The sequence below is a fragment of the Pseudoalteromonas sp. BSi20311 genome (assembly GCF_000239875.1).
Taxonomy (GTDB): domain Bacteria; phylum Pseudomonadota; class Gammaproteobacteria; order Enterobacterales; family Alteromonadaceae; genus Pseudoalteromonas.
In genome coordinates this window covers 1-22,058 of record NZ_BADU01000097.1, presented here as the reverse complement: position 1 = coordinate 22,058, position 22,058 = coordinate 1, and the positions used below count along the sequence as shown (strand labels likewise).

Below are 22,058 nucleotides of genomic sequence, written 5' to 3'. Positions count from 1 at the left end.
ATTCAGACCAGTGTGCTTGCTTTAAATTAAAAATGCAACGAAAAATTTATCTTGGTTACAAACGTCTGGTTAAAATATAGCTGGTTTGGTGCTAAGGTGGGTTTGAAAGTTTTCTTTATTCATTTTATTGCGCTGTCTTGGTGTTCATAGCTTGGGTTTTATTAGAATAAATAGTACCGCTGTGTATGTGCTGTTGTTTACTTACCCTTAGCCACACTTTGTCAGCCTTGAAGGTTACTATGCCCTAAAGGACATTATGAAAAAATACTTATTAAGCGTAGCGGCAGCGACTTTATTTTTCTCTTTCCCCTCTGCCAACGCGAATACTGATATTGATGCATTCTTAGACGCTGAGAAACAGGCGCGCTATGGCAATTATCAAAACTTTAAAGAAGCGGTTGATTCATTATCTCATCCGCTTAAACCGTATGTTGAAAAAGCATATTGGGAACGTTACCCCAGCTTAGCCCATCAAACAGAGATAGAAAATTTTCTCACTATTTATGAACATACGCCATTAGAGTGGCCAGTGCGTAAAGCATGGTTAAACTATTTAAAACGCAGAAATCAAAAAGCAGCGTTTATTAAAAACTACCGTGAAACCTCAGACAGTGAGCTTACTTGTATCCACCTTACTTTTCAGCTTGATCTTGGTGCGCCTAAAAAAGCAATACTCAATCAGGTAACCGACTTATGGACAGTGGGTGAGTCGCAGCCAAGTGAATGCGATGGCCTTTTTAAACGCTGGCGTCAAGATGGTTATTTAACGCCCGATGTTGTTTGGCAGCGTGTCACTTTAGCGGCGCAAGGGGGGTCTTATCGTTTACTGCCTTATTTAAAAACATTGTTGCCAGCCAATGAGCGTTACTTAGCCGATTTATACTCAAAAGTAAGACGTGACCCAAGTGCAGCGGCGGGGTTATATCGTTATAAGCGCAAAACAGTAAAAGAAGGTGAAATAGCCCTTTATGGTATTAAGCGTTTAATTTGGCGTGATAAAGAGTTGGCATTAAAGGCATGGCAAAAAATTGAGGGTTTATTTGATTACACTGATGATGAAAAAGCGGATGTATATTATGCCTTTGCGCTTTCGTTGGCGTCGAGCGGGCATAGCCAAGCTAGCTTCTATTTAAATAAAGTACCCAAAGAGCGACAAGATCGTAAATTAATGCAATGGCAGTTAGCTAATCTACTCAAAACCCAAGATTGGGAGGGAATTGCAGCGTTCTTTACCGGTAAACAAAACCTTAGCTTAGGGCAACAGTATTGGCTTGCTTATAGTTATGACAAACGCGCAGATCATGAAAAAGCCAAGGCAATTTGGACTAAAGTGGCCGCTAATCGTGATTATTACGGCTTTTTAGCCGCTGCACGTTTGGGCATACCGGTTGATTTAAATGAGTTGCCCGTTAATGTAAATCAAGCTTTAGTAACAAGAGTGAGTAATGCGCCAGGCTTTAAGCGTGCCAAAGCCCTGTATGAATTAGAGCGCTTTACTGCCGCTCGACGCGAGTGGAATTATTTAACTGATACCTCAGCTGATGATGAAAAATTAGCTGCGTCGGTACTTGCAGCCGAGCTGGATTGGTTTGATAGCACTATATTCACCTTAGCAAAAATAAAAGCATGGGATTATGTGGATTTACGTTTCCCTTTTGCATTTCAAGAAATGTTTGAGCGTTACAGCAAGCGAAGCAAAATTGACCTAACTTGGAGTATTGCAATTGCACGTCGCGAAAGCTCATTTGCGCCTGATGCGCGCTCTCATGCAAATGCACGCGGGTTAATGCAGCTATTACCGAGTACGGCAAAGTATATTAATAAAGGCACGGTTTCTAATCGTCGTTTGTATCAACCAAAAACCAACATTCGTCTCGGGACTCGTTATTTACAGTATTTAAAAAAGAAAAACCACGGCAATGAGGTGTTAGCTACAGCATCTTATAACGCTGGGTATCATCGTATTAAGCGTTGGTTACCAGAAGAAGCAATGCCGGCTGAGCTATGGGTTGAACTTATTCCTTATAGAGAAACCCGAGATTATGTAAAAAATGTATTTGCTTATCGGCAGGTTTATCATACTCGCCTTGGTCGAGAGGGAAACCTTCTAGCCCCCATATTAGAAATGACGATGGGCGGATAGTAAAAATAAATCTACAACCACAGAGGGATATTTACACAGTAAGTATCCCTCTTTTTTGAGCGCTTTGTGTATAAGTGGTAGACTCAAAGCAAGTTAAATTTAACAGATGGGTTTATTATGGAAAAATTAGCCGTTTTATACGCCGAACATATTGCAACATTGCAGCAGCGTATACGTACTATTTGTGAGCAAGAAGGGTTAGAAGGATTAGTCATTCATTCAGGCCAAGCTAAGCGCCAATTTTTAGATGATATGTATTACCCATTTAAAGTTAACCCTCATTTTAAAGCGTGGTTACCGGTTATTGATAATCCGCATTGCTGGATTGTGGTAAATGGCAGTGATAAGCCAAAGCTTATTTTTTATCGTCCAATTGATTTTTGGCATAAAGTACCTGATGAGCCTAGAGATTTTTGGGCTGAGTACTTCGATATTGAATTGTTATTACAACCTGATCAGGTTGAAAAGCTACTTCCTTATGACAAAGCTAAATTTGCTTACATAGGTGAATACCTAGAAGTAGCACAAGCACTTGGTTTTAGCATTATGAATCCTGAGCCAGTACTTAACTACATTCATTATCACCGAGCTTATAAAACGCAATATGAACTTGAGTGTTTACGTAATGCGAACCGTATTGCAGTAGATGGCCACAAAGCGGCGCGTGATGCGTTTTTTAATGGTGGTAGCGAGTTTGATATTCAGCAAGCGTACTTAATGGCAACGCGTCAAAGCGAAAATGAAATGCCGTATGGCAACATTGTGGCCCTTAACGAAAATTGCGCTATTTTGCATTACACGCATTTTGAGCCAAAAGCACCACAAACGCACAATTCATTTTTAATTGATGCGGGCGCTAACTTTAATGGTTACGCTGCAGATATTACACGTACCTACGACTTTAAAAAGCAAGGCGAGTTTGCTGATTTAGTTAAAGCAATGACGGCGCATCAAATTGAGTTAGGCAAAAGCTTAAAACCAGGTGTACTGTATGGCGAGCTGCATATTGACTGCCACAACCGCATTGCACAGTTATTAAGTGATTTTGATATTGTTAAACTTCCGGCTGCGGAAATTGTTGAGCGTCAAATTACCTCAACCTTCTTCCCTCATGGCTTAGGGCATCATTTAGGTGCACAGGTACATGATGTAGGTGGCTTTATGCGTGATGAAACTGGTGCACATCAGGCACCACCAGAAGGTCATCCATTTTTACGCTGCACTCGCTTAATTGAGAAAAACCAAGTGTTTACCATTGAGCCAGGTTTGTACTTTATTGACTCTTTGTTGGGTGATTTAGCACAAACAGACAATAAGCAGTTTATTAACTGGGAAAAAGTAGAAGCGTTTAAACCATTTGGCGGCATTCGTATTGAAGATAATATTATTGTTCACGAAGACAGCCTAGAGAATATGACGCGTGATTTATTGCTCGACTAATATTTAACTAATAAAAGTTTATATTATTCACGAAAGGGGCCTGTTGGCCCCATTTTTAATTTAACAGCCAAGTAAGCGCTATGTCAGAATATAAATACCCAGCCGACGATGTTTTTCATCAAGAAGAAATTAAAAAAAGTACCTTTATTGTGCATATAGGCCACACGCCCGATTTAAACTCAGCCAAAGCCTTTATTAAAAATATTGAAGAAAAATACAGTGATGCACGCCATAATTGTTGGGCGCATGTTGCGGGCAATCCTGGCGGAAGCCATGTTTATGGTTTTTCTGACGATGGAGAGCCAAATGGCACCGCTGGTAAACCTATGCTCAACGTGCTGGTGGGTTCTGGCTTAGGTGAAGTAACCGCTGTGGTAACACGGTATTTTGGTGGGATAAAGCTTGGCACTGGTGGGTTAGTTCGTGCTTATGGTGGTTCACTTAATAATGCCTTAGCAAAATTACAAACCGTGGTAAAAGTACCCAGCATTGAGCTGATTGGCTTTAGTGAATACAGTATGCAAGGCGCAATAGAGCAGCACTTAAAAACCAACTTTCAGGTACTTAATATTGAAAAGCAGTTTACGGCAAATATTGAGTGGAGTATTACTATTGATAGCCGCCAAGCACAACAAGCATGCAAAGATATTTTTGATTTAAGCCACGGCGCAGTTGAGTTAACAATCAAAGAGTAATAGTCTTACATCCATCCCATTTAATCAGTAAAGATTAAATTTTCGAGTCATACAGTAGTTATTTTAATTTACTAATAAAAAAGCGATACGCTCAATGCAATTTCGTACCATCATAAAAATTCTTGGCCAACTGGTCGCGCTATTTAGTATTACAATGGTGCCACCAGCACTCGTGTCTTTAATTTATAAAGATGGTGGGGGGGTGCCGTTTGTTTTAGCCTTTATATTTAGCGTTATTATTGGCTTAATGGCTTACTACCCAAATAGGCATGAGCATGGTGATTTAAAAGCACGGGAAGGCTTTTTAATAGTGGTTTTGTTTTGGCTGGTGCTAGGGGCATTTGCATCATTACCGCTGATATTTTTACAAGAACCCAACCTCTCTTTGGCCGATGCGGTGTTTGAAGCTTTCTCAGGCTTAACTACCACAGGGGCGACCGTATTAACTGGCATTGAGTACTTGCCTAAATCGGTATTATTTTATCGCCAACAATTACAGTGGTTTGGTGGAATGGGGATCATTGTATTAGCAGTAGCCATACTGCCAATGCTTGGCGTGGGTGGGATGCAGTTGTATCGCGCTGAAATTCCAGGCCCAGTAAAAGACTCCAAAATGACCCCGCGTATAGCCGACACCGCTAAACACCTTTGGTATATTTACGTATCTATTACACTTGCGTGTACCTTGGCGTATTGGAGCGCTGGCATGAACTGGTTTGACGCCATATGCCATGCCTTTTCTACGGTTGCTATTGGTGGTTTTTCTACTTATGACGCGTCTATGGGGCATTTTGATAGCCCTGTAATTAACTTTATTTGTGTGTTCTTTTTAATTATAGCCGCCATTAACTTTTCACTACATTATGCCGCTGTAGCGAGTCGTAATATTAGTGTGTACATTCGCGACCCTGAATTTAAAGTATTCTTGTGTATTCAGTTAGCGCTGGTGGTAATTTGCTTTACTGTGCTTTCGTCTCATGATGTTTATGCAAATGGTGATGAAACTCTCGATCAGGCGTTGTTTCAAGCGGTGTCTATTAGTAGTACTGCAGGGTTTGCCACAGATAACTTTTCAGCTTGGCCGTTGTTTTTACCTATTTTACTTATTTTTTCGAGCTTTATTGGCGGCTGTGCGGGTTCTACCGGTGGTGGTATGAAAGTTGTTCGTGTGTTTTTGTTGTACTTGCAAGGGGTGCGCGAGCTTAACCGCTTAGTCCATCCCCGAGCTATATATTCAATAAAACTCGGGCGTAAAGCCTTACCTGACAAAGTAGTTGAAGCGGTATGGGGCTTTTTCTCAGCTTATGCACTAGTCTTTATTATTATAATGTTAGCGTTAATGGGCACAGGGTTAGACAACATTACCGCATTCTCTGCGACAGCAGCCTGCCTTAATAACTTGGGCCCAGGTTTGGGTGACGTAGCCTCTCATTATGGTGCTATTAGCGATGCCGCTAAATGGATATTAACAGTAGCTATGGTATTCGGCCGGTTAGAGATATTTACATTATTAGTGCTATTTACCCCAACATTTTGGCGTGGATAAGGTTTTAAATATTAGGAAGGAACTATGCAAAAAACCAATTTGGAAAAGTTAAACCAAATCGTCACAGGTGGCATAGTCGATGTAGAAATACTCACGCCAACCAGTAGCCGACGTGTAAAAACGGAGTTTATTGGTTTATTAGAAAACAAATTTATTATTTTAAACTATCCCAGCGCTAAGCGGCTCCCCATGGCAAGTGATTACTTGCGAGATGGGGTTATGGTGGTAGTAAGAGCGCTTATAGAGGGCAGTGGTGGGCACATCATTGCGTTTCGTCAGCAACTTATGTCTGTAGCCTCTCATCCAGCTAAATTATTGTTTATTCAATACCCTTCACAAGTACAGTTGTTTGCGCTTCGCTCACAAGCACGCATACCCACATTGTTTCCTGCTAAGTTAAAATTAACCGAAGAGCAACCGCCCTTTGAAGGGGTGATAAAAGACATTTCTCTCACCGGTGTTATGTTTGATATTAAAACTACTCAAGAACTCGATGAGCTAAAAGATATGCGCTGTACGGTTGTATTTGATGGCGATACTCAGCATGAGGGACAAATCTGCAGTGTAAAAAAACATGCTAACGGTATCTGTTGCGGAATTCGATTATTTGCCAGTGAAGAGCAAATGAAAACACTAATGGGGGATCATTTCATTGACCCAAGCGCGCTTGAAGTTGAAATAGCTTAGGGTCTGTTATCAAGTTGAACAAGCTTCTAATATAAATATCAGCAGGCTCCTGCGATTTCATGATTTCGTCATTTTGCAACAAATAGCCTTGTGCGGCTGTTTGTTTTAAACGCTATGTAAAATTTATTTTTTAAACTATTTAAAAACAGTAACTTAAATCTATTTTTTAATTGTAGTTTTTTATTTATAACAAAATAAATCTCAACTCACCTTCCTTTTTGTTTAATTAACCCTCTTTTTTAGCGGTTGCTAATCGACTGTGTGGTGTTTTCCTTAAACTCAACTCGCTGATTTTTAATGTTTTAATTTTATTGCCTCATCTACTGTTGCTAAAAAGCAACAAAATAACGAGTTGAATAGCGCCATTTTCAGCTAGGTACAGGTTAATTTATTGAAAATTATGGTTTTTATATTGTTGGCATCGAAGTTGTAATAGTCAGGCTGTATTGAACGAAACGTGATTTAAAGTAAAACACTTAATCGCATAAAACATAAACTTTGAAGGAAGATTGATTATGAAAAGCATTAATAAAACTTTAGCACTTATCGCATTAGCTTCTTCATCAGCGGCTTTTGCAGCAAGCGACTTTGACACGCTAGACGTTGACGGCAACGGCGCAATCAGTCAAAGCGAAGCATCAGTAGATGCAAAGCTAATGAGCATGTTTTCTGAGCTTGATACTGACCAAAACGGTGAGTTATCAAAAGAAGAATTTTCTAAAGCATAATCTTAAGCAATTAACGTTTTGGGAGCTTAACCTCCCACATTATTTAAACGATTTTAAGGAATACTCATTATGAAAACATTACACAAAACATTCGCACTTATCGCATTGGCTTCTTCATCAGCTGCCTTCGCAGCCAGCGACTTCGACACGCTTGATACCGACGGTAACGGCGCTATTAGCCAAAGTGAAGCATCAGTTGATGCAAAGCTAATGAGCATGTTCTCAGAGCTTGATACAGACCAAAACGGTGAGCTATCAAAAGCAGAATTTTCTAAAGCATAAGCTAAGGCTAGGCATATTCTGAGTTGCCAAAGACAACCTAAGTAGGCAAGGGAGCCTATGAAAAAGAATGACAAGGACGGTAATAGCCTGACATTTCCAATAGCACAAAGCATTACATTTTGAAGGATTAAATTATGAAAACATTACACAAAACATTCGCACTTATCGCGCTAGCTTCTTCATCAGCAGCCTTTGCCGCTAGCGACTTTGACACACTTGATGCCGACGGTAATGGGGTTATTAGTCAAAGCGAAGCTGCTGTAAACGCTGATTTAACCGCCGCATTTACTGAGCTTGATACTGACGGCAATGGTGAGCTTTCTAAAGCTGAGTTTGCAAACTTTTAATTTTTAACTTTTTTCATTGCACAGGGATCTCAGAAAAGGATTTCCCTCTTTAAGGAGACTTATTATGAAAGCATTAAATACAACGCTAGCGATTTTAGTATTAGCTTCATCATCAGCGGCATACGCAGCAGTAGACTTTGCCTCTTTTGATAGTAATGGTGACGGTGTAATTAGCCAGCAGGAAGCGGCTGCAAATAAACAACTCATGAATATTTTTGATGACTTAGATACTGACGGAAATGGTGAGCTTTCTAAAGAAGAGTTTGCAAAAGTACAATAAGTATTACCCCATCATACTCCACTAAAGCCGCTTAATAGTCAGCGGCTTTTTTGTGCTTGTTGATTACTTAACTCAAGCAGTTTAATTATAGAAAAATTGCGCTAACTTGGAATAACTTTTCAACCACGTTAATGTGCTTCTTATCAATTAAGAACATAATTACATGATCGCCTGATAGAATTATCGTGTCATCGTGGGCAATCAGTACATCGTCATTACGTACAATTGCACCTATTGTGGTGCCTGCTGGCAATTTAATATCAGCAATCGCGCGACCCACTACTTTAGATGTATTTTCATCACCATGGGCCACTGCTTCTATGGCTTCTGCAGCCCCTTTACGCAATGAGTACACGTTTACAATATCACCACGGCGCACGTGTGTAAGTAACGCAGAAATAGTCGCTTGTTGTGGTGAAATGGCAATATCAATTTCACCGCCTTGCACTAAATCAACGTAAGCACCTCGTTGAATAAGCACCATGGTTTTTTGTGCCCCCATGCGTTTTGCTAGCATGGCCGACATTATATTTACTTCATCGTCGTTGGTAACGGCAATGAACACATCAACCTGTTCTATGTGTTCTTCTGAGAGCAGCTCCTGATCGGACGCATCACCACAAAATACCACGGTGTTGTCGAGCATTTCAGAGAGTTGCTCTGCGCGTTCTTTACTGCGTTCTAATAATTTAACGCTGTGGTTTCTTTCTAGTGAACGGGCAAGGCCAGCACCAATGTTACCCCCACCGGCTATCATAATTTTTTTGTACGAGCGTTCCAGTTTTTGTAGCTCGTTCATTACCGCACGAATGTGTTTAGTAGCGGCAATAAAAAATACTTCATCGTCGGCTTCTATTACTGTGGTGCCTAATGGTTTTATTGCTTTGCCTTGACGGTAAATAGCAGCTACCCGGGTTTCAACATTAGGAATATGTTGTTTAAGTGTAGATAGGGCATAGCCTACCAATAAACCGCCATAGTAGGCTTTTACCGCCACTAAAGAGAGCATGCCATCGGCAAATTGCAGTACTTGTAATGCGCCAGGGTAGTCTATTAGGCGGCGAATATACTTAGTAACGAGTGCTTCTGGGGCTATGTAATGATCGACAGGTAAGTCATCATTATGAAAGAGTTTTTCGCGGTATTTTAAATACTGCTCAGAGCGAATACGGGCTATTTTGGTCGGTGTATTAAAAATACTGTAGGCAACTTGGCATGCCACCATGTTAACTTCATCTGAGCTGGTCACCGCAATAATCATATCGGCATCTTCAGCCCCTGCGCGACTTAACACGTCAGGGTGGGCGCCGTGGCCTGCAACACCTTGTAAATCGTATTTATCTTGCAGTTCGCGCAAGCGGTTACCGTCGATATCAACTACGGTTATTTCGTTTTGTTCACCCACTAGGTTTTCTGCGAGTGTGCCGCCAACTTGCCCAGCACCGAGTATGATTATTTTCATTATGTACCCGTATTATTAATACTAATTACATCAAAGTATTAGCTACCTCTAAATTGAAGTAGCTAAATGTGTTGCCTAGGCTTTTTTAACTAATTTAGCGTAGTAAAAACCGTCACTTTCGCCTGGTAATAACTGCAAGCCTGGTGTGGCTTTAGTGTCTTCGCTGTGTAGAGGAATATGTTCTACATCGTCGTTATTAGCTAAAAATTTAGCAACTTGTTGTTGGTTTTCTTGTGGAAGTACCGAGCAAGTTGCATACACTAATGTGCCGCCTGGTTTTAATAATGGCCAAATGCTATCGAGTATATCGCCCTGTAGGGTCGATAAGTCGTTAATGTCAGATGCGCGACGTAACCATTTAATATCTGGGTGACGACGAATTACGCCAGTTGCAGAGCAGGGTACATCTAACAAAATACGATCAAACTGTTCTTCATCCCACCAAGTGTGAGGTTGCGATGCATCTCCACATTGTAAATCGGCGCCTAAACCTATGCGTTCTAAGTTTTGTTTAACACGCTCGAGGCGTGTGGCATCGCTATCAAGCGCAAGTACATCAGCATCGGCAAGCTCTAAAATATGGCAGGTTTTACCACCAGGAGCTGCACAGGCATCGAGTATGTCATCACCATTTTGTGGGTCGAGATAGCGAGCTGCAAGCTGCGCTGCTGCATCTTGTACTGAACAAGCGCCGGTATCAAACTCAGGAAGTGAAAACACATCTCGAGGCTTACTTAGCTTTATGCCATCAATAAAATCTGGGTTTAGGGTATGTTCGATATCGTTAGCAGTTAGCATCTCGCTATATTCTTGGGTGCTAAACTGCGATTGATTCACTCGCAGCCACATTGGTGCTTGCTGCTGGTTTGCTTCTAGTATGTCTTCCCAGTTATTTGGGTAGGCTTCTTTTACTTGCTTTATAAACCAGTTTGGGTGGTTATATAAACACACTGGAATCTGTTTGGCTTTTTCTTCAAGCTCAAGTTGTTGGCGCTGAAAGCTTCGTAAAATGGCATTAATAAGCCCTTTTAGACCAAGAGCGCGTAATTGTTGTAACGCATTAACGGTTTCGCTAATTGCAGCATGTGGCGGTACACGCATGTGTTGTAGTTGGTAAATGCCCACATACAGCAAAAACTGAAAAATACGGCGCTTACCTTTAAGTGGTTGCTCAACTAAATGCTGGCAATAATTTTCTAGGCTAGGTAAGTAACGTAATACTCCGTAGCAAATTTGCTGCAGTAAGGCTTTATCTTTAGGTGATAGGCCTTGGCTAGCGAAAGGGAGTTCTTGATTAAGCGATGCGCCTTTATCAACCACGTTATATAAAGTTTCAGCGGCTAGCGCTCTGACATTACTTACATTACTCATTATTTTCGCCTAATACGGTGCCAGGTGTAACCCAGTCGCTACGACCGTTTAAAAAATCATTAATTGCCATTGGCTTTTTGCCTTGTGGTTGTAATTCGCTAATAGATAAAGCGTGTTTACCACAAGCCACAACGATACCGTTCTTATCACTTGTTAGTACGGTGCCAGCTGCGCCTGATTGCTCTACAACATTTGCTTGGTATATTTTTACCGTGTTACCGCTCATTTGGGTAAAGCATACTGGCCATGGGTTAAAGGCACGAATGTTACGCTCAATTTGCTCGGCATCCATAGACCAATCAATGTTGGCCTCGTCTTTAGAGAGTTTTTTCGCGTAATTAGCATCTGCATCGTTTTGTGGTTCAGGGGTTATTTCACCTTTAGCCAAACGATTTATAGTATTTATGAGAGCATCAGGCCCAAGCTCAGCAAGCTTAGTGTATAAGCTTGCACTGGTTTCAGCGCTATCAATAGGCCAATGGCTAATATGTAGCATATCGCCGGTATCTAACCCTTCATCCATTTGCATTATAGTGACACCGGTTTGCTGATCACCTGCCCAAATAGCGCGTTGAATCGGCGCTGCACCACGCCAGCGTGGTAAAATAGAACCATGTACATTTAAACAGCCTAGACGTGGGGCATCTAAAATGGCTTTTGGCAAAATTAACCCGTAGGCAACCACAATCATGATATCGGCATTGAGGCTGTTTAATTCCTCAAGTGCTTCGTCTGTTTTGAGTGATTGCGGCTGAAAAACAGGGAGGTCATGTTCTAGTGCAAGCGCTTTTACTTCACTGGCTTTTAGTTTTTTTCCGCGACCCGCTGGACGATCTGGTTGACTGTAAACACCCACAATTTGGTGTTCACTATTAATGAGTGCTTGCAGATGGCGTGCAGCAAAGTCCGGAGTACCGGCAAATATAATGCGTAATGGTTGTGTCACTGAGTTTCCTAATTATTTACTAAGGTGCTTATTATTGCGCTGCAAACTTCGCTTCTTTTTCAAGCTTTTTACGAATGCGTTGGCGCTTTAATGGAGATAAATAATCAATAAATAATTTACCTTGAAGGTGATCAAGCTCATGCTGAATACAAATCGCTAATAACTCGTCGGCATCAAGAATAAACTCTTTACCTTCTTCGTTGAGTGCAGCCACGGTGACGGTTTCTGCGCGATCAACTTTTGCATACGAATGAGGAACTGATAAACAGCCTTCTTCACTCACGGTAGAGCCATCTTTTTTGATAATTTGTGGATTGATAAGCACCAGCGGTTCATCGCGCTCTTCTGATACATCGATCACCACAATGCGTTGGTGAATATCAACTTGCGTAGCAGCAAGCCCAATACCATTTTCATCGTACATAGTTTCTAGCATATCTTTGACGATTTCACGCACTTGGTCGTCAACAACCGTTACTTCTTTTGCGATTGTACGTAAACGTTCATCTGGAAATCTTAAAACTTCTAACCTAGCCATAGTTACCTTTTACACTTATGCTTAAATTTAGGGTATCGTATGTTCTTATTTTAGCCATTCACGTTCCCCTTTAACAGGTTTTGGTTAATAATAATGAAAAAACACTATGAGGAAGCTCAATGAAATCTCCATTAATTGCAATAATACTTGCATTAGGTGCTACTTTTCCTGTGCTAGCAGATATACTAACTATAAAAAAAGACGCGCCTAAACAATACGTTGTAAAAAAAGGTGACACGCTTTGGGATATCTCAGCTATATATTTGAACGAGCCATGGCTGTGGCCTGAGTTATGGCAAATGAACCCGCAAATAGAGAACCCTCATCTTATTTACCCGGGTGATGCGTTAGCATTAATTTACGATACGGACGGTAATCCGCGTTTAGTGATTAATAAAGCGTATCGAAAACTATCACCCATGGGGCGTATTACCCCTAAAGGGAAAGATGCCATTACTACCTTACCGCTTGCGGTGATTAAACCGTATTTGTCATTTGAACAAGCGATAAACAGTGATTCGATAAAAGAAAAACCTTATATCTTGGGTGCAAACGAAAATACCAAAACTCAAACTATCGATCATATTTTATATGTTAAAGGTAATTTAAAGCGCCATCAGGCTTATGCTATTTACCATAAAGGGGCGCCTTACACCGACCCTAAAACAGGTGAAGAACTTGCGAGTAGAGCATCTTATGTGGGTATGGCCCGTGCCTTTAGAGAAGGTGATGCAGCTAATGGCGAACCTGCATCAGTAAGAGTTGAATCAGTTAAACGCGAAATTAAACAAGGTGATTTTTTATTACCGGCTATGGTAGGGCAGATGCTGCCAGTGTATTTTAATATGCATCGTCCTACCCAGCCATTGCAGGGGCATGTAATTGCTTCACCCCGTGAAGTGAGAGAATTTAGCACGATGGATGTGGTGGTGCTAAACTTAGGCTCAGAGCAGCAAGTTGAGGTAGGTCATGTGCTGGATATTGAACGCCAGTCACCGACGGTTATTGATGGTGCCAGAGGTCCGCGTTATACCGAAGACTCGAGTCGTTTGGAAAAATTAATATCGGCTACCAACGAGTTACTTGGTTCAGAAAGCAATGAAGATAGCATTGCGTGGAAAATGCCAGCAGAAAAAGTTGGTGAAATGATTATTTTTAAAGTGTATGACAAAGTTAGTTATGCGCTAATCACTAAAAATCAGTACCCAATTCGCATTGGAGATTTAGCAGTTATTCATTAAGTAGCGAGTCGGTGTTCTAGGAGGGAACATGGAACAATCGTCTGGCAAGCTAAATCATTGGCTTGCCTTTTACTTATGCAAAGGGCTAGGGATTAAAACGCTCTTAGCCCTGTCTAAACAACACAGCCTAGCATCGCTGTTTTCTTTATCACACGCTGAGCTGGTAAACATTGGTTTAACGGCTCACCAGGCTAGCAATTTACTTAACACTAACTGGCAGCAAGTTGCACATTATGAGCAGTTGATCAGCCAACAAAACATTATTGTTATTAGTATTTTTGACAACACTTATCCTGAACATCTAAAGCAGATTGCCAGTGCCCCGTTATTACTTTTTTGTAAAGGGGATACCAGCTTGCTAGCTTCGCCGCAAATTGCCATTGTTGGCAGCCGAAACGCAACCACCACAGGGCTTGAAATTGCTGCTGAATTTGCACACCAGTTAAACCTTGCTGGCATAACTGTAACCTCAGGTATGGCGCGAGGCATTGACGGTGCAGCTCACAAAGGTGCATTAGCGGGAAATGGCAAAACTATTGCCGTGTTAGGTACTGGCGTTGATATTTACTATCCTAAACGACACAAGTTGCTCACCGAGCAAGTATTAACAACGGGCTTATTGGTGAGTGAGTTTTTGCCAGGTACGGCTGCCAATGCGCATAATTTTCCACGACGCAATCGTATTATTTCAGGGCTATCATTTGGGGTGCTGATAGTGGAAGCCGAAATTAAAAGTGGCTCATTAATTACCGTACGTTATGCGCTTGAACAAAATAAAGAGGTTTTTGCGGTACCCGGTTCAATAAAGAACCCGCTGGCACAAGCCAGTCACTTTTTAATTAAGCAGGGTGCTAAGCTGGTGGAAAACGTCGCGGATATTCTTGATGAGATGAACTTTTCATACCCTTCTGGTCTAAACTATAAAGAGTTAACCAATACAACACCCTCAGAATGCGAGGTGCTTAACAGTATTGGTTTTGAGGTGACCAGTGTGGACGACATTATGCGTCGAGTGCAGTGGCCAATTGATAAAGTACAAGCGCGATTGCTTGATTTAGAGTTAGACGATCAAATAGAGCGAGTATTAGACGGCTATATTAAATTAAGCGCTGGAGGATAATATGTTTGATATTCTCATGTATTTATTCGAAAACTACGTTCATAGCGAAAGTGATGTATTTGTTGAGCAAAGTAAGCTTACCGATGAGTTACTCCGCGCTGGATTTAATAAACCCGAAATTAACAAAGCCATTGACTGGCTAGATCAACTTGCCGCATTACAATATAGCAATGAATCTCCTTATTTATTGGCCACAGAGCAGCACGCAGTGCGAATTTTTACTGAGAGCGAGTGCCAAGTTCTCGATACCCAATGCCGTGGCTTTTTAATGTTTGTTGAACAAACTGGCGTCATTAATAGCACCACTCGTGAAATGGTGATGGACCGTTTAGCGGCGCTTGATAACTCAGCTATTACTTTGGAAGATTTAAAATGGTTAATTCTGATGGTGTTATTTAATGCCCCTGATTCTCAGCATGCGTATGAGCAAATGGAAGATCTTATTTTTGATGAGCCCAGTGAAGTGTTACATTAACAGGTTAACGAATAATCATTATTGCGTGTTTTATTATTTTCAGCGTTAACAAACCGACTGCCATAGCTTGTATCTTTAAGGGTTTTGGGTATATTAGGCGAAAATTCACCAACCACTAGGATTTACATGAGTAAAATCGACCATTCACTTTTTTCGGCTAATAAACACGCCCTAGAAAAAGAATATGAGATATGCCCGCAATGTGGTTCAGAACTCGTCATTCGTAATAGTAAATCTGGGCCTTTTTTGGGCTGCGCTAGTTACCCTAAGTGCGATTTTATTCGTCCGCTTGCTCATCATGATAGCAATGAAATCAAAATACTTGAGGACAGCGAGTGTCCAGAGTGTAGCAAGCCGCTGGTGGTGAAAAATGGCCGCTACGGTATGTTTATTGGCTGTACCGGTTACCCTGAATGTCATTATATTGCCAGTGAGCATGACGATACCCCAAGTGAAGAGCCTGTGATTGGTTGCCCTAAATGTAAAAAGGGGCACTTGGTTTCACGCAGTAATAAGTTCGGAAAAGTATTTTATTCCTGCGACTGTTACCCAAGCTGTAAATATACGCTTAATCATAAACCTGTAGCTCACGCGTGTCCTGTATGTGACTGGCCAGTTGTTACTGAGAAAAAAACCGCGAGTGGCGCTGTGTTACAATGTCCACAAAAAAGCTGTATGCATAAGTTTGCTGCCACTGAATAACGTAAATATCTCTGGAGACAATTTTGTCTGACCTTTCTTCTTTATCTGCTGCAATAACAAGCTTAGAAAACGGCGATGTTATTTTATACCCAACCGAAGCTGTTTATGGTTTAGGTTGCGATCCTGACAATCAACAGGCGGTGGAACGTTTACTTGATATTAAACAACGCCCAGTTGAAAAAGGGCTTATTTTAATTGCTGACAATTACGGGCAATTATTAAAGTACGTGGATGACGCTAAGTTGCCCATGGACAAACGCGCTGATATTTTTTCAAGTTGGCCTGGTGCTATTACCTGGGTTATGCCTGCTGCTAAAACCACGCCGAAGTGGTTAACTGGGCAATTTGATACTATTGCAGTGAGAGTAACTAACCATCCTACAGTTAAACGCTTATGCCAAGAGTTTGGTAAACCATTGGTATCAACAAGTGCTAATTTAACTGGCCAAGCAACGGTAACAAGCATTGTTGAAGCGCAGCAGCAGTTTGCAGAGCAGGTTAGTTTTTATGTTGATGAACCATTAGGCGGTAATACTCAACCAAGTACCATTAAAGATGCCACGACAGGCAATATATTCAGAGGTTAACTATGCAAAGCGAATTATTAAAACAAGTAAAAGCCTACTTTATGGCTTTGCAAGATTCCATTTGCCAAGGCTTAGAAGCAGCAGATGGGAAAGCACAATTTGTTGAAGACAGCTGGCAGCGAGAAGAGGGCGGCGGTGGTCGTACTCGCGTTATCACCAATGGTAATGTGATTGAGCAAGGGGGAGTTAATTACTCTCATGTATTTGGTGCCTCTATGCCGGGCTCTGCCACTGCACATAGACCTGAGCTTGCCGGACGCAGTTTTCATGCGTGTGGTGTATCATTAGTGATTCACCCTAAAAACCCACATATACCAACAAGCCATGCCAATGTACGCTTTTTTATTGCCGAAAAAGAAGGTGAAGAACCGATTTGGTGGTTTGGTGGTGGTTTTGATTTAACCCCGTTTTACCCTGTACTTGAAGATGTAGTGCATTGGCACCAAGTTGCGCACGATGTGTGTCAGCCGTTTGGCGATGACGTATATCCAAAATATAAAAAATGGTGTGACGAATACTTTTATTTAAAACATCGTGATGAAACTCGCGGCGTAGGCGGCTTATTTTTTGACGATTTAAATGAGTTAGGTTTTGAGCAAAGCTTTGCATTTATGCAATCGGTAGGGAATGGCTTTTTAGATGCTTATGTTCCTATTATTGAACGTCGTAAAAACGATGAGTACACCGAACAACAACGCGACTTCCAATTATATCGCCGTGGTCGTTATGTTGAGTTTAATTTAGTTTGGGATCGTGGCACATTGTTTGGTTTACAAAGCGGTGGCCGTACGGAATCTATTTTAATGTCTATGCCACCTTTAGCCCGTTGGGAGTATAACTATACCCCAGCCGAAGACAGCGCAGAGGCATTGCTATATAAAGATTTCTTAAAGCCTCGAGATTGGTTAGCACTGGGCTAAGAATGATATGCCAGTCAATAAACTACTGATTGACTGGCTTTTAAAATTATTGCTTAAGTTTAAAGCTGCGTACCTGCTCATCTAGCGAGCGAGCTAAATTGAGTAACTCTTCACTGACTTTTTGATTTTCATCTGCATCCACTAACGATTGCTCTGCATTATCGCTAATGCCAACGACGCTTCTATTTATTTCTTCGGCGGCTAGATTTTGCTGCTCTGTTGCATCGGCTATTTGTATATTTAGCTCATTTATTTCATTCATTTGCCCTGAAATATCTTTTAAAGCCTGTGCAACTTGTTGTACTTGTTGCGCTCTTTCGTCTGCCTCTGCACAGGACTCACCCATGGTTTTAACTGTTTGCGCTGCTTCTGATTGCAACTTATCTATAGTACGGCGTATTTCATCGGTAGAGGCATGAGTTCGGGTTGCTAAAGTTCGTACTTCATCAGCAACAACGGCAAACCCTCGGCCTGCTTCACCTGCACGGGCAGCTTCAATGGCAGCATTAAGTGCTAATAGGTTTGTTTGTTCAGCAATACTGCTGATCACCTCAAGTACTTTGCCCACTTCAAGCGTTTGCTCTTGCAGTTGTCTCACTTGATCTGCCGCTTGGCGTACATCTTCTGCTAACTGATTAATACTGAGTTCGGTTTGCTCTGCAACCTGCATGCTTTGTTGTGCTAGTTCATTACTGTTCTCAGATTTTTCTTGAGCAAAATGAGTGGTGTTTCTTACTTCATTGGATGAGCTTTCTAGTTCATTAATTGCTGCGGCTACCGAGTCGGTACTTTTCTTTTGTTCTAAAATAGCGCGTTCGGTGGTATCGGCCGAGGTATAAATTTTCTCTGCTGAATGAATAAGCACTTTTGAAGAGTGAGATACCTGTGCAATGTTATCTTTAAACGTAGCAATCATTTGGTTAAAGCTGGTGGCAAGCCAGCCGAGTTCATCTTCGGCGTTATCTTCAATGCGTAAGGTTAAATCTTTATTGGTAGTAGCTAAGTGCATTGCATGGCCGAGCTTTTTAAGGCGCACTATAAATATTTTTCTAAACACTATACCTAGCAGCACAAAGGCAATAATAAAAATAGTAGAAAGTAGGCTGGTGGTTACTAAGGTGTTGTAAGTTACCTCATTATCAATATCAGCTAAGGAATAACTAATTTTTACCACGCCTAGTACATCGCCTTCTTGCGCTTGGTGGCAGCCTAAACAGTTAGTACCTTTATAATCAGTGCTAGCATACATAGGACGTAGGTAGGTCATACTGCGGCTATCGGTGTTTTGCTCTATAAATAAGCTTTCTTTACCCTTTAGTGCTTCGCGTTCGTTGTTATTACTTGCTGTTTGGTTTTTATTTCCGGAACCATACAGATTATTAACTATATCTGAGCGAATAATATGAGCATCTTCTATATTAGGATGTTTGCGTAACTTTTGGCTCAATAATTCTCGATTAGCCATAGTACCGGTTAGCATCATGGTGTTTATTGAATCAAAATAATTATCGGCAAGCAGCTTAATGTTTTCTGCCACCGTATCCTGGGCGAGCGTGCGCTGCTGGCTAGCACTACTAAAAATACTGGCTATTAATACAATAACGCCAGTTAGAGCTAATAAAGCATAAATTTTATGTTGGATTGATTTCACACGCGCCACGCTTTTCTAATTATTTGATAGGGTATTATCTATATTTTAGAAAAGCGGATTTTGACTTAGCGCAAATAATCCCCAATTAAAGAACGAGGAAGGTTAATGCTGATTAATCATATGGCTGGCAAGCTGAGCCAGTGACTGACGTAAGCCTTCGCGTAACACAGGGTTATCTATTTCTATATCTAAGGTCTTATTCATGCAATGCATCCACTGATCACGTAAGTCTTGATCAATAGGGAACGGCATATGGCGTTTACGCAGCATCGGGTGGCCGTGTTTTTCTACAAATAGGTCAGGCCCACCAAGCCAACCGGATAAAAACTCAAAAAATACTTGGCGAATTCTGTCTAATGGTTGAGGATGCATATCATATAACGGTTTAGCGTATTCATCACTGGCCATTATATCGTAGAATCTATTAGCAATTGCACGCGTGGGGGCTTCTCCACCAATGATTTCATACGGGGTTTTATCTGGCGTAGGTGCTTGCGTAGTTGTAGACGGCTTTGATCTTGAAAAGAGTCTTTTAATCATAAGTTTATCATCGTTAATAGGCAGTACTAAAACTGCGAAGAGGTTGTTTAAAATGGACAAATATGCGGTTTTTGGAAATCCAATCAAACATTCAAAATCTCCCATTATTCATCAGCAGTTTGCAAAATCATTGGGAGAGCAAATCGACTATCGCGCAATATTAGCACCTATCGATGGATTTGAAAAAACAGTCGCTGCTTTTTTTGAGCAAGGGGGAAAAGGCGCCAATGTCACTGTTCCTTTTAAAGAGCAGGCTTTTGCTTTAGCCGATGAACTCACCCCAGTTGCTAAACTGGCAGGTGCAGTGAACACCCTTAAAAAGCGCGATGATGGTAGTTTACTCGGTGATAACACTGATGGCACTGGTTTTGTTAACGACTTACTGACCAATAAAATAACGATAACAGGTAAACGCTTGTTGATCATTGGTGCGGGTGGCGCTGCTCGAGGAGTTATCTTACCTTTACTAGAGCAACATCCTGCAGAGATAGTTATTGTTAATCGCACAGTACACAAAGCCCAAACATTGGCAAAACTCTTCACTGGGCATGGCAATGTTTCGGGGTATGGTTTTGACGACCTTCCTTTTACTGATTATCATTTAGTTATTAACTCAACTTCGAGCAGCATGAATAACAAATTACCTGCGTTAAGCGAAAAGCACTTAAGCACATGTGAAATGGCTTATGATATGTTTTACGCCACGCAAAATACGCTATTCATGAATTGGGTCAGCGAACACAATAAAGCAGCTAAGCTATTAGATGGCAGTGGTATGCTAGTAGGCCAAGCCGCACAAGCTTATTATGTATGGCGAAATAAAATGCCTGAGATTGTTCCTGTTATTACTGCACTAAAGCAGGGAGTGCTTAAATGAATCAAGCAATACAGTTTATAGATCGACTCGAATTTAGAGAGCCAACTCATCAATTAGTTTTTTTTGCACAAGTAAATGGCATGCTAGTTGAGTGTGTGATTGCTGTCAGTAGTTTAAATTTAGCTGATGAGAGTCATGCAACGCGTTATTTTGAGCAATACCGTTTTGATTATGAAGAACGTGCCGAGCAGCTTATCGAAGATGAATGCTATAACTCGGCAGGTCAAATAGAAGTGAGTTTAGTTAATTAAATTAACTAGCATCTTCAGCTAAGTATTCATCTTTAAGCTGCACGTAATTATCAGCAGACATTTTTAAAAAGCTCAGCTCTTGCTCTGTTAATGGGCGAGCTTGTTTTGCTGGGCTACCTACATATAAAAAACCAGACTCTAAACGCTTATTAGGGGGCACTAAAGCACCGCCACCAATAATTACCTCATCTTCTACAATCACATTATCCATGATAATGGCGCCCATACCCACAAGTATGCGATTACCTAATACGCAGCCATGTAGCATTACCTTATGACCAACGGTTACATCATCACCAATAATAAGTGGGTAGCCGTCTGGATTATTCTTTGTTGCTCTTGATAAGTGTAAAACGCTGCCATCTTGTATATTAGTACGCTGACCAATACGAATATGGTTAACATCACCGCGGGCAGCAACTAACGGCCATACACTGCTATCATCACCTATAGTGATATCACCGACTAATACAGACGACTCGTCTACATAAACAGATTCATTAAACGCAGGAGTGATTCCTTTATAAGAACGTATTGCCATACATGCACCTTTAAATTAAACATATTAAGAGTATTAGTGTAACAGTAGCGCTTATTTTAGTGCCAGCAAAGCCTATATTGATTATAAAACTACCAGTTTCACCTGCTTTCGCTCAGATACTAACCGAACAGTGTGTTTTTTTAGTTTTTCTTTAAAAAAGTACTTGCGTAAAAATCTGTTCTCCCTATAATGCGACCCCACTGAGACGGGGAACGCCAACGCATAGCGAGGCACGAACTGCTCAGAGAGTTAAATAAAACTTGAGTTTAAATCATCGTAAGAAAGTTTAAAATTAAGTGTTGACTCGAAAAATAAAGGATGTATTATACGCATCCCTAGCGACAGCGTCGCAACGTTCTTTAACAATATAAAGCAATCATCTGTGTGGGCACTCGTACAGATTGAGTTCTAACAGCCAAGCTACTTAGGTAGTGAGGCAAACAAATTTAGAGTCTCAATTGAAACTGAGTGACCAACAGCAATAACTTACTTAGGTTTTACTTAAAAAAAGAATTGCAGCACAGTCAATTCAATATCGAAAGATATTAAATAAATTCAGAATTCATTGAGCTGTCGAAAGACATAAAACTTTTTAATTGAAGAGTTTGATCATGGCTCAGATTGAACGCTGGCGGCAGGCCTAACACATGCAAGTCGAGCGGTAACAGAGGGTAGCTTGCTACTTTGC

Annotated in this window: 24 protein-coding genes and 1 rRNA gene; 18 read left to right on the top strand and 7 right to left on the bottom strand. The window is 41.1% G+C overall.

What is annotated here, in order from left to right; all coding sequences use genetic code 11:
• The first annotated feature begins 256 nt into the window (after positions 1–256).
• From P20311_RS11495 to P20311_RS11455, 9 genes are all read left to right on the top strand, one after another.
• Entirely contained in the window at positions 257–2,143 is a 1,887-nt protein-coding gene (locus tag P20311_RS11495; RefSeq protein WP_008112950.1) for a lytic transglycosylase domain-containing protein, read from the top strand.
• Positions 2,144–2,260: 117 nt separating this feature from the next.
• The gene (pepQ, locus tag P20311_RS11490) at positions 2,261–3,583 is read left to right on the top strand and encodes a Xaa-Pro dipeptidase (protein WP_008112949.1); all 1,323 of its coding nucleotides are present in this window, start codon (positions 2,261–2,263) and stop codon (positions 3,581–3,583) included.
• Positions 3,584–3,663: 80 nt separating this feature from the next.
• Complete coding sequence (locus tag P20311_RS11485) at positions 3,664–4,278, top strand: YigZ family protein (RefSeq protein ID WP_008112947.1); 615 nt, start codon at positions 3,664–3,666, stop codon at positions 4,276–4,278.
• 94 nt (positions 4,279–4,372) lie between these two features.
• The gene (locus tag P20311_RS11480) at positions 4,373–5,824 is read left to right on the top strand and encodes a TrkH family potassium uptake protein (RefSeq protein ID WP_008467072.1); all 1,452 of its coding nucleotides are present in this window, start codon (positions 4,373–4,375) and stop codon (positions 5,822–5,824) included.
• A gap of 24 nt (positions 5,825–5,848) precedes the next feature.
• A complete protein-coding gene (locus P20311_RS11475; protein WP_008112943.1) occupies positions 5,849–6,511 on the top strand; it encodes a flagellar brake protein in 663 nt (220 codons plus the stop codon).
• Between the two features lie 515 nt (positions 6,512–7,026).
• Positions 7,027–7,239 carry an EF-hand domain-containing protein gene (locus tag P20311_RS11470; protein ID WP_008112941.1) on the top strand — a complete coding sequence of 71 codons (213 nt, stop codon included), beginning with the start codon at positions 7,027–7,029 and terminating at the stop codon, positions 7,237–7,239.
• Positions 7,240–7,308: 69 nt separating this feature from the next.
• Positions 7,309–7,521: an EF-hand domain-containing protein gene (locus P20311_RS11465; RefSeq protein ID WP_008112939.1), complete on the top strand. Its 213-nt coding sequence runs from the start codon at positions 7,309–7,311 to the stop codon at positions 7,519–7,521.
• 134 nt (positions 7,522–7,655) lie between these two features.
• Complete coding sequence (locus tag P20311_RS11460) at positions 7,656–7,868, top strand: EF-hand domain-containing protein (protein ID WP_008112937.1); 213 nt, start codon at positions 7,656–7,658, stop codon at positions 7,866–7,868.
• Between the two features lie 64 nt (positions 7,869–7,932).
• Positions 7,933–8,148 (top strand): calmodulin, encoded by a 216-nt coding sequence (locus P20311_RS11455; RefSeq protein ID WP_008112935.1) that lies wholly within the window; start codon positions 7,933–7,935, stop codon positions 8,146–8,148.
• Positions 8,149–8,233: 85 nt separating this feature from the next.
• Here P20311_RS11455 and trkA read toward each other — a convergent pair whose 3' ends face one another.
• The 4 genes from trkA to def all read right to left on the bottom strand — a co-directional run bounded on the left by trkA (position 8,234) and on the right by def (position 12,465).
• Positions 8,234–9,610: a Trk system potassium transporter TrkA gene (gene trkA, locus P20311_RS11450; protein ID WP_008112933.1), complete on the bottom strand. Its 1,377-nt coding sequence runs from the start codon at positions 9,608–9,610 to the stop codon at positions 8,234–8,236.
• A 75-nt stretch (positions 9,611–9,685) separates the two neighbouring features.
• Positions 9,686–10,981 (bottom strand): 16S rRNA (cytosine(967)-C(5))-methyltransferase RsmB, encoded by a 1,296-nt coding sequence (gene rsmB, locus P20311_RS11445; RefSeq protein ID WP_008112932.1) that lies wholly within the window; start codon positions 10,979–10,981, stop codon positions 9,686–9,688.
• Complete coding sequence (gene fmt, locus P20311_RS11440) at positions 10,974–11,927, bottom strand: methionyl-tRNA formyltransferase (RefSeq protein WP_008112930.1); 954 nt, start codon at positions 11,925–11,927, stop codon at positions 10,974–10,976. The genes rsmB and fmt overlap by 8 nt, the downstream gene beginning before the upstream one ends.
• A 31-nt stretch (positions 11,928–11,958) precedes the next feature.
• The gene (gene def / locus P20311_RS11435; protein WP_008112927.1) at positions 11,959–12,465 is read right to left on the bottom strand and encodes a peptide deformylase; all 507 of its coding nucleotides are present in this window, start codon (positions 12,463–12,465) and stop codon (positions 11,959–11,961) included.
• 119 nt (positions 12,466–12,584) lie between these two features.
• On the opposite strand from def, the gene P20311_RS11430 reads away from it, so the two are divergent.
• From P20311_RS11430 to hemF, 6 genes are all read left to right on the top strand, one after another.
• Complete coding sequence (locus P20311_RS11430; protein WP_008112925.1) at positions 12,585–13,706, top strand: LysM peptidoglycan-binding domain-containing protein; 1,122 nt, start codon at positions 12,585–12,587, stop codon at positions 13,704–13,706.
• Between the two features lie 28 nt (positions 13,707–13,734).
• Positions 13,735–14,826: a DNA-processing protein DprA gene (dprA, locus tag P20311_RS11425; protein WP_008112923.1), complete on the top strand. Its 1,092-nt coding sequence runs from the start codon at positions 13,735–13,737 to the stop codon at positions 14,824–14,826.
• A 1-nt stretch (position 14,827) separates the two neighbouring features.
• On the top strand, positions 14,828–15,301 hold the full coding sequence (locus P20311_RS11420) for a DUF494 family protein (RefSeq protein WP_008112921.1): 474 nt from the start codon (positions 14,828–14,830) through the stop codon (positions 15,299–15,301).
• 126 nt (positions 15,302–15,427) lie between these two features.
• Positions 15,428–16,003, top strand: a complete 576-nt coding sequence (locus P20311_RS11415) for a type I DNA topoisomerase (protein WP_008112917.1) — start codon at positions 15,428–15,430, stop codon at positions 16,001–16,003.
• Positions 16,004–16,026: 23 nt separating this feature from the next.
• Positions 16,027–16,590, top strand: a complete 564-nt coding sequence (locus tag P20311_RS11410) for an L-threonylcarbamoyladenylate synthase (RefSeq protein ID WP_008112915.1) — start codon at positions 16,027–16,029, stop codon at positions 16,588–16,590.
• Between the two features lie 2 nt (positions 16,591–16,592).
• The gene (hemF, locus tag P20311_RS11405) at positions 16,593–17,510 is read left to right on the top strand and encodes an oxygen-dependent coproporphyrinogen oxidase (RefSeq protein WP_008112912.1); all 918 of its coding nucleotides are present in this window, start codon (positions 16,593–16,595) and stop codon (positions 17,508–17,510) included.
• A 46-nt stretch (positions 17,511–17,556) separates the two neighbouring features.
• Here the strand turns inward: hemF and P20311_RS11400 are convergent, their stop codons facing one another.
• Complete coding sequence (locus P20311_RS11400) at positions 17,557–19,161, bottom strand: methyl-accepting chemotaxis protein (protein WP_008112910.1); 1,605 nt, start codon at positions 19,159–19,161, stop codon at positions 17,557–17,559.
• Between the two features lie 102 nt (positions 19,162–19,263).
• Complete coding sequence (locus tag P20311_RS11395; RefSeq protein WP_036985113.1) at positions 19,264–19,701, bottom strand: group II truncated hemoglobin; 438 nt, start codon at positions 19,699–19,701, stop codon at positions 19,264–19,266.
• Between the two features lie 52 nt (positions 19,702–19,753).
• On the opposite strand from P20311_RS11395, the gene aroE reads away from it, so the two are divergent.
• Positions 19,754–20,578 carry a shikimate dehydrogenase gene (gene aroE / locus P20311_RS11390; RefSeq protein WP_008112907.1) on the top strand — a complete coding sequence of 275 codons (825 nt, stop codon included), beginning with the start codon at positions 19,754–19,756 and terminating at the stop codon, positions 20,576–20,578.
• Positions 20,575–20,829 (top strand): DUF1488 domain-containing protein, encoded by a 255-nt coding sequence (locus tag P20311_RS11385; protein ID WP_008112905.1) that lies wholly within the window; start codon positions 20,575–20,577, stop codon positions 20,827–20,829. The genes aroE and P20311_RS11385 overlap by 4 nt, the downstream gene beginning before the upstream one ends.
• A gap of 1 nt (position 20,830) precedes the next feature.
• Here the strand turns inward: P20311_RS11385 and P20311_RS11380 are convergent, their stop codons facing one another.
• Entirely contained in the window at positions 20,831–21,370 is a 540-nt protein-coding gene (locus P20311_RS11380) for a gamma carbonic anhydrase family protein (RefSeq protein ID WP_008112903.1), read from the bottom strand.
• A gap of 593 nt (positions 21,371–21,963) precedes the next feature.
• Here P20311_RS11380 and P20311_RS11375 point away from each other — a divergent pair.
• A 16S ribosomal RNA gene (locus P20311_RS11375) occupies positions 21,964–22,058 on the top strand; the annotation flags it as partial.

Bases quoted from the DNA above. Each gene is read 5' to 3' on its own strand.
- P20311_RS11495 (WP_008112950.1), top strand. From the start codon at position 257: ATGAAAAAATACTTATTAAGCGTAGCGGCAGCGACTTTATTTTTCTCT.
- pepQ (WP_008112949.1), top strand. From the start codon at position 2,261: ATGGAAAAATTAGCCGTTTTATACGCCGAACATATTGCAACATTGCAG.
- P20311_RS11485 (WP_008112947.1), top strand. From the start codon at position 3,664: ATGTCAGAATATAAATACCCAGCCGACGATGTTTTTCATCAAGAAGAA.
- P20311_RS11480 (WP_008467072.1), top strand. From the start codon at position 4,373: ATGCAATTTCGTACCATCATAAAAATTCTTGGCCAACTGGTCGCGCTA.
- P20311_RS11475 (WP_008112943.1), top strand. From the start codon at position 5,849: ATGCAAAAAACCAATTTGGAAAAGTTAAACCAAATCGTCACAGGTGGC.
- P20311_RS11470 (WP_008112941.1), top strand. From the start codon at position 7,027: ATGAAAAGCATTAATAAAACTTTAGCACTTATCGCATTAGCTTCTTCA.
- P20311_RS11465 (WP_008112939.1), top strand. From the start codon at position 7,309: ATGAAAACATTACACAAAACATTCGCACTTATCGCATTGGCTTCTTCA.
- P20311_RS11460 (WP_008112937.1), top strand. From the start codon at position 7,656: ATGAAAACATTACACAAAACATTCGCACTTATCGCGCTAGCTTCTTCA.
- P20311_RS11455 (WP_008112935.1), top strand. From the start codon at position 7,933: ATGAAAGCATTAAATACAACGCTAGCGATTTTAGTATTAGCTTCATCA.
- trkA (WP_008112933.1), bottom strand. From the start codon at position 9,610: ATGAAAATAATCATACTCGGTGCTGGGCAAGTTGGCGGCACACTCGCA.
- rsmB (WP_008112932.1), bottom strand. From the start codon at position 10,981: ATGAGTAATGTAAGTAATGTCAGAGCGCTAGCCGCTGAAACTTTATAT.
- def (WP_008112927.1), bottom strand. From the start codon at position 12,465: ATGGCTAGGTTAGAAGTTTTAAGATTTCCAGATGAACGTTTACGTACA.
- P20311_RS11430 (WP_008112925.1), top strand. From the start codon at position 12,585: ATGAAATCTCCATTAATTGCAATAATACTTGCATTAGGTGCTACTTTT.
- dprA (WP_008112923.1), top strand. From the start codon at position 13,735: ATGGAACAATCGTCTGGCAAGCTAAATCATTGGCTTGCCTTTTACTTA.
- P20311_RS11420 (WP_008112921.1), top strand. From the start codon at position 14,828: ATGTTTGATATTCTCATGTATTTATTCGAAAACTACGTTCATAGCGAA.
- P20311_RS11415 (WP_008112917.1), top strand. From the start codon at position 15,428: ATGAGTAAAATCGACCATTCACTTTTTTCGGCTAATAAACACGCCCTA.
- hemF (WP_008112912.1), top strand. From the start codon at position 16,593: ATGCAAAGCGAATTATTAAAACAAGTAAAAGCCTACTTTATGGCTTTG.
- P20311_RS11395 (WP_036985113.1), bottom strand. From the start codon at position 19,701: ATGATTAAAAGACTCTTTTCAAGATCAAAGCCGTCTACAACTACGCAA.
- aroE (WP_008112907.1), top strand. From the start codon at position 19,754: ATGGACAAATATGCGGTTTTTGGAAATCCAATCAAACATTCAAAATCT.
- P20311_RS11385 (WP_008112905.1), top strand. From the start codon at position 20,575: ATGAATCAAGCAATACAGTTTATAGATCGACTCGAATTTAGAGAGCCA.
- P20311_RS11380 (WP_008112903.1), bottom strand. From the start codon at position 21,370: ATGGCAATACGTTCTTATAAAGGAATCACTCCTGCGTTTAATGAATCT.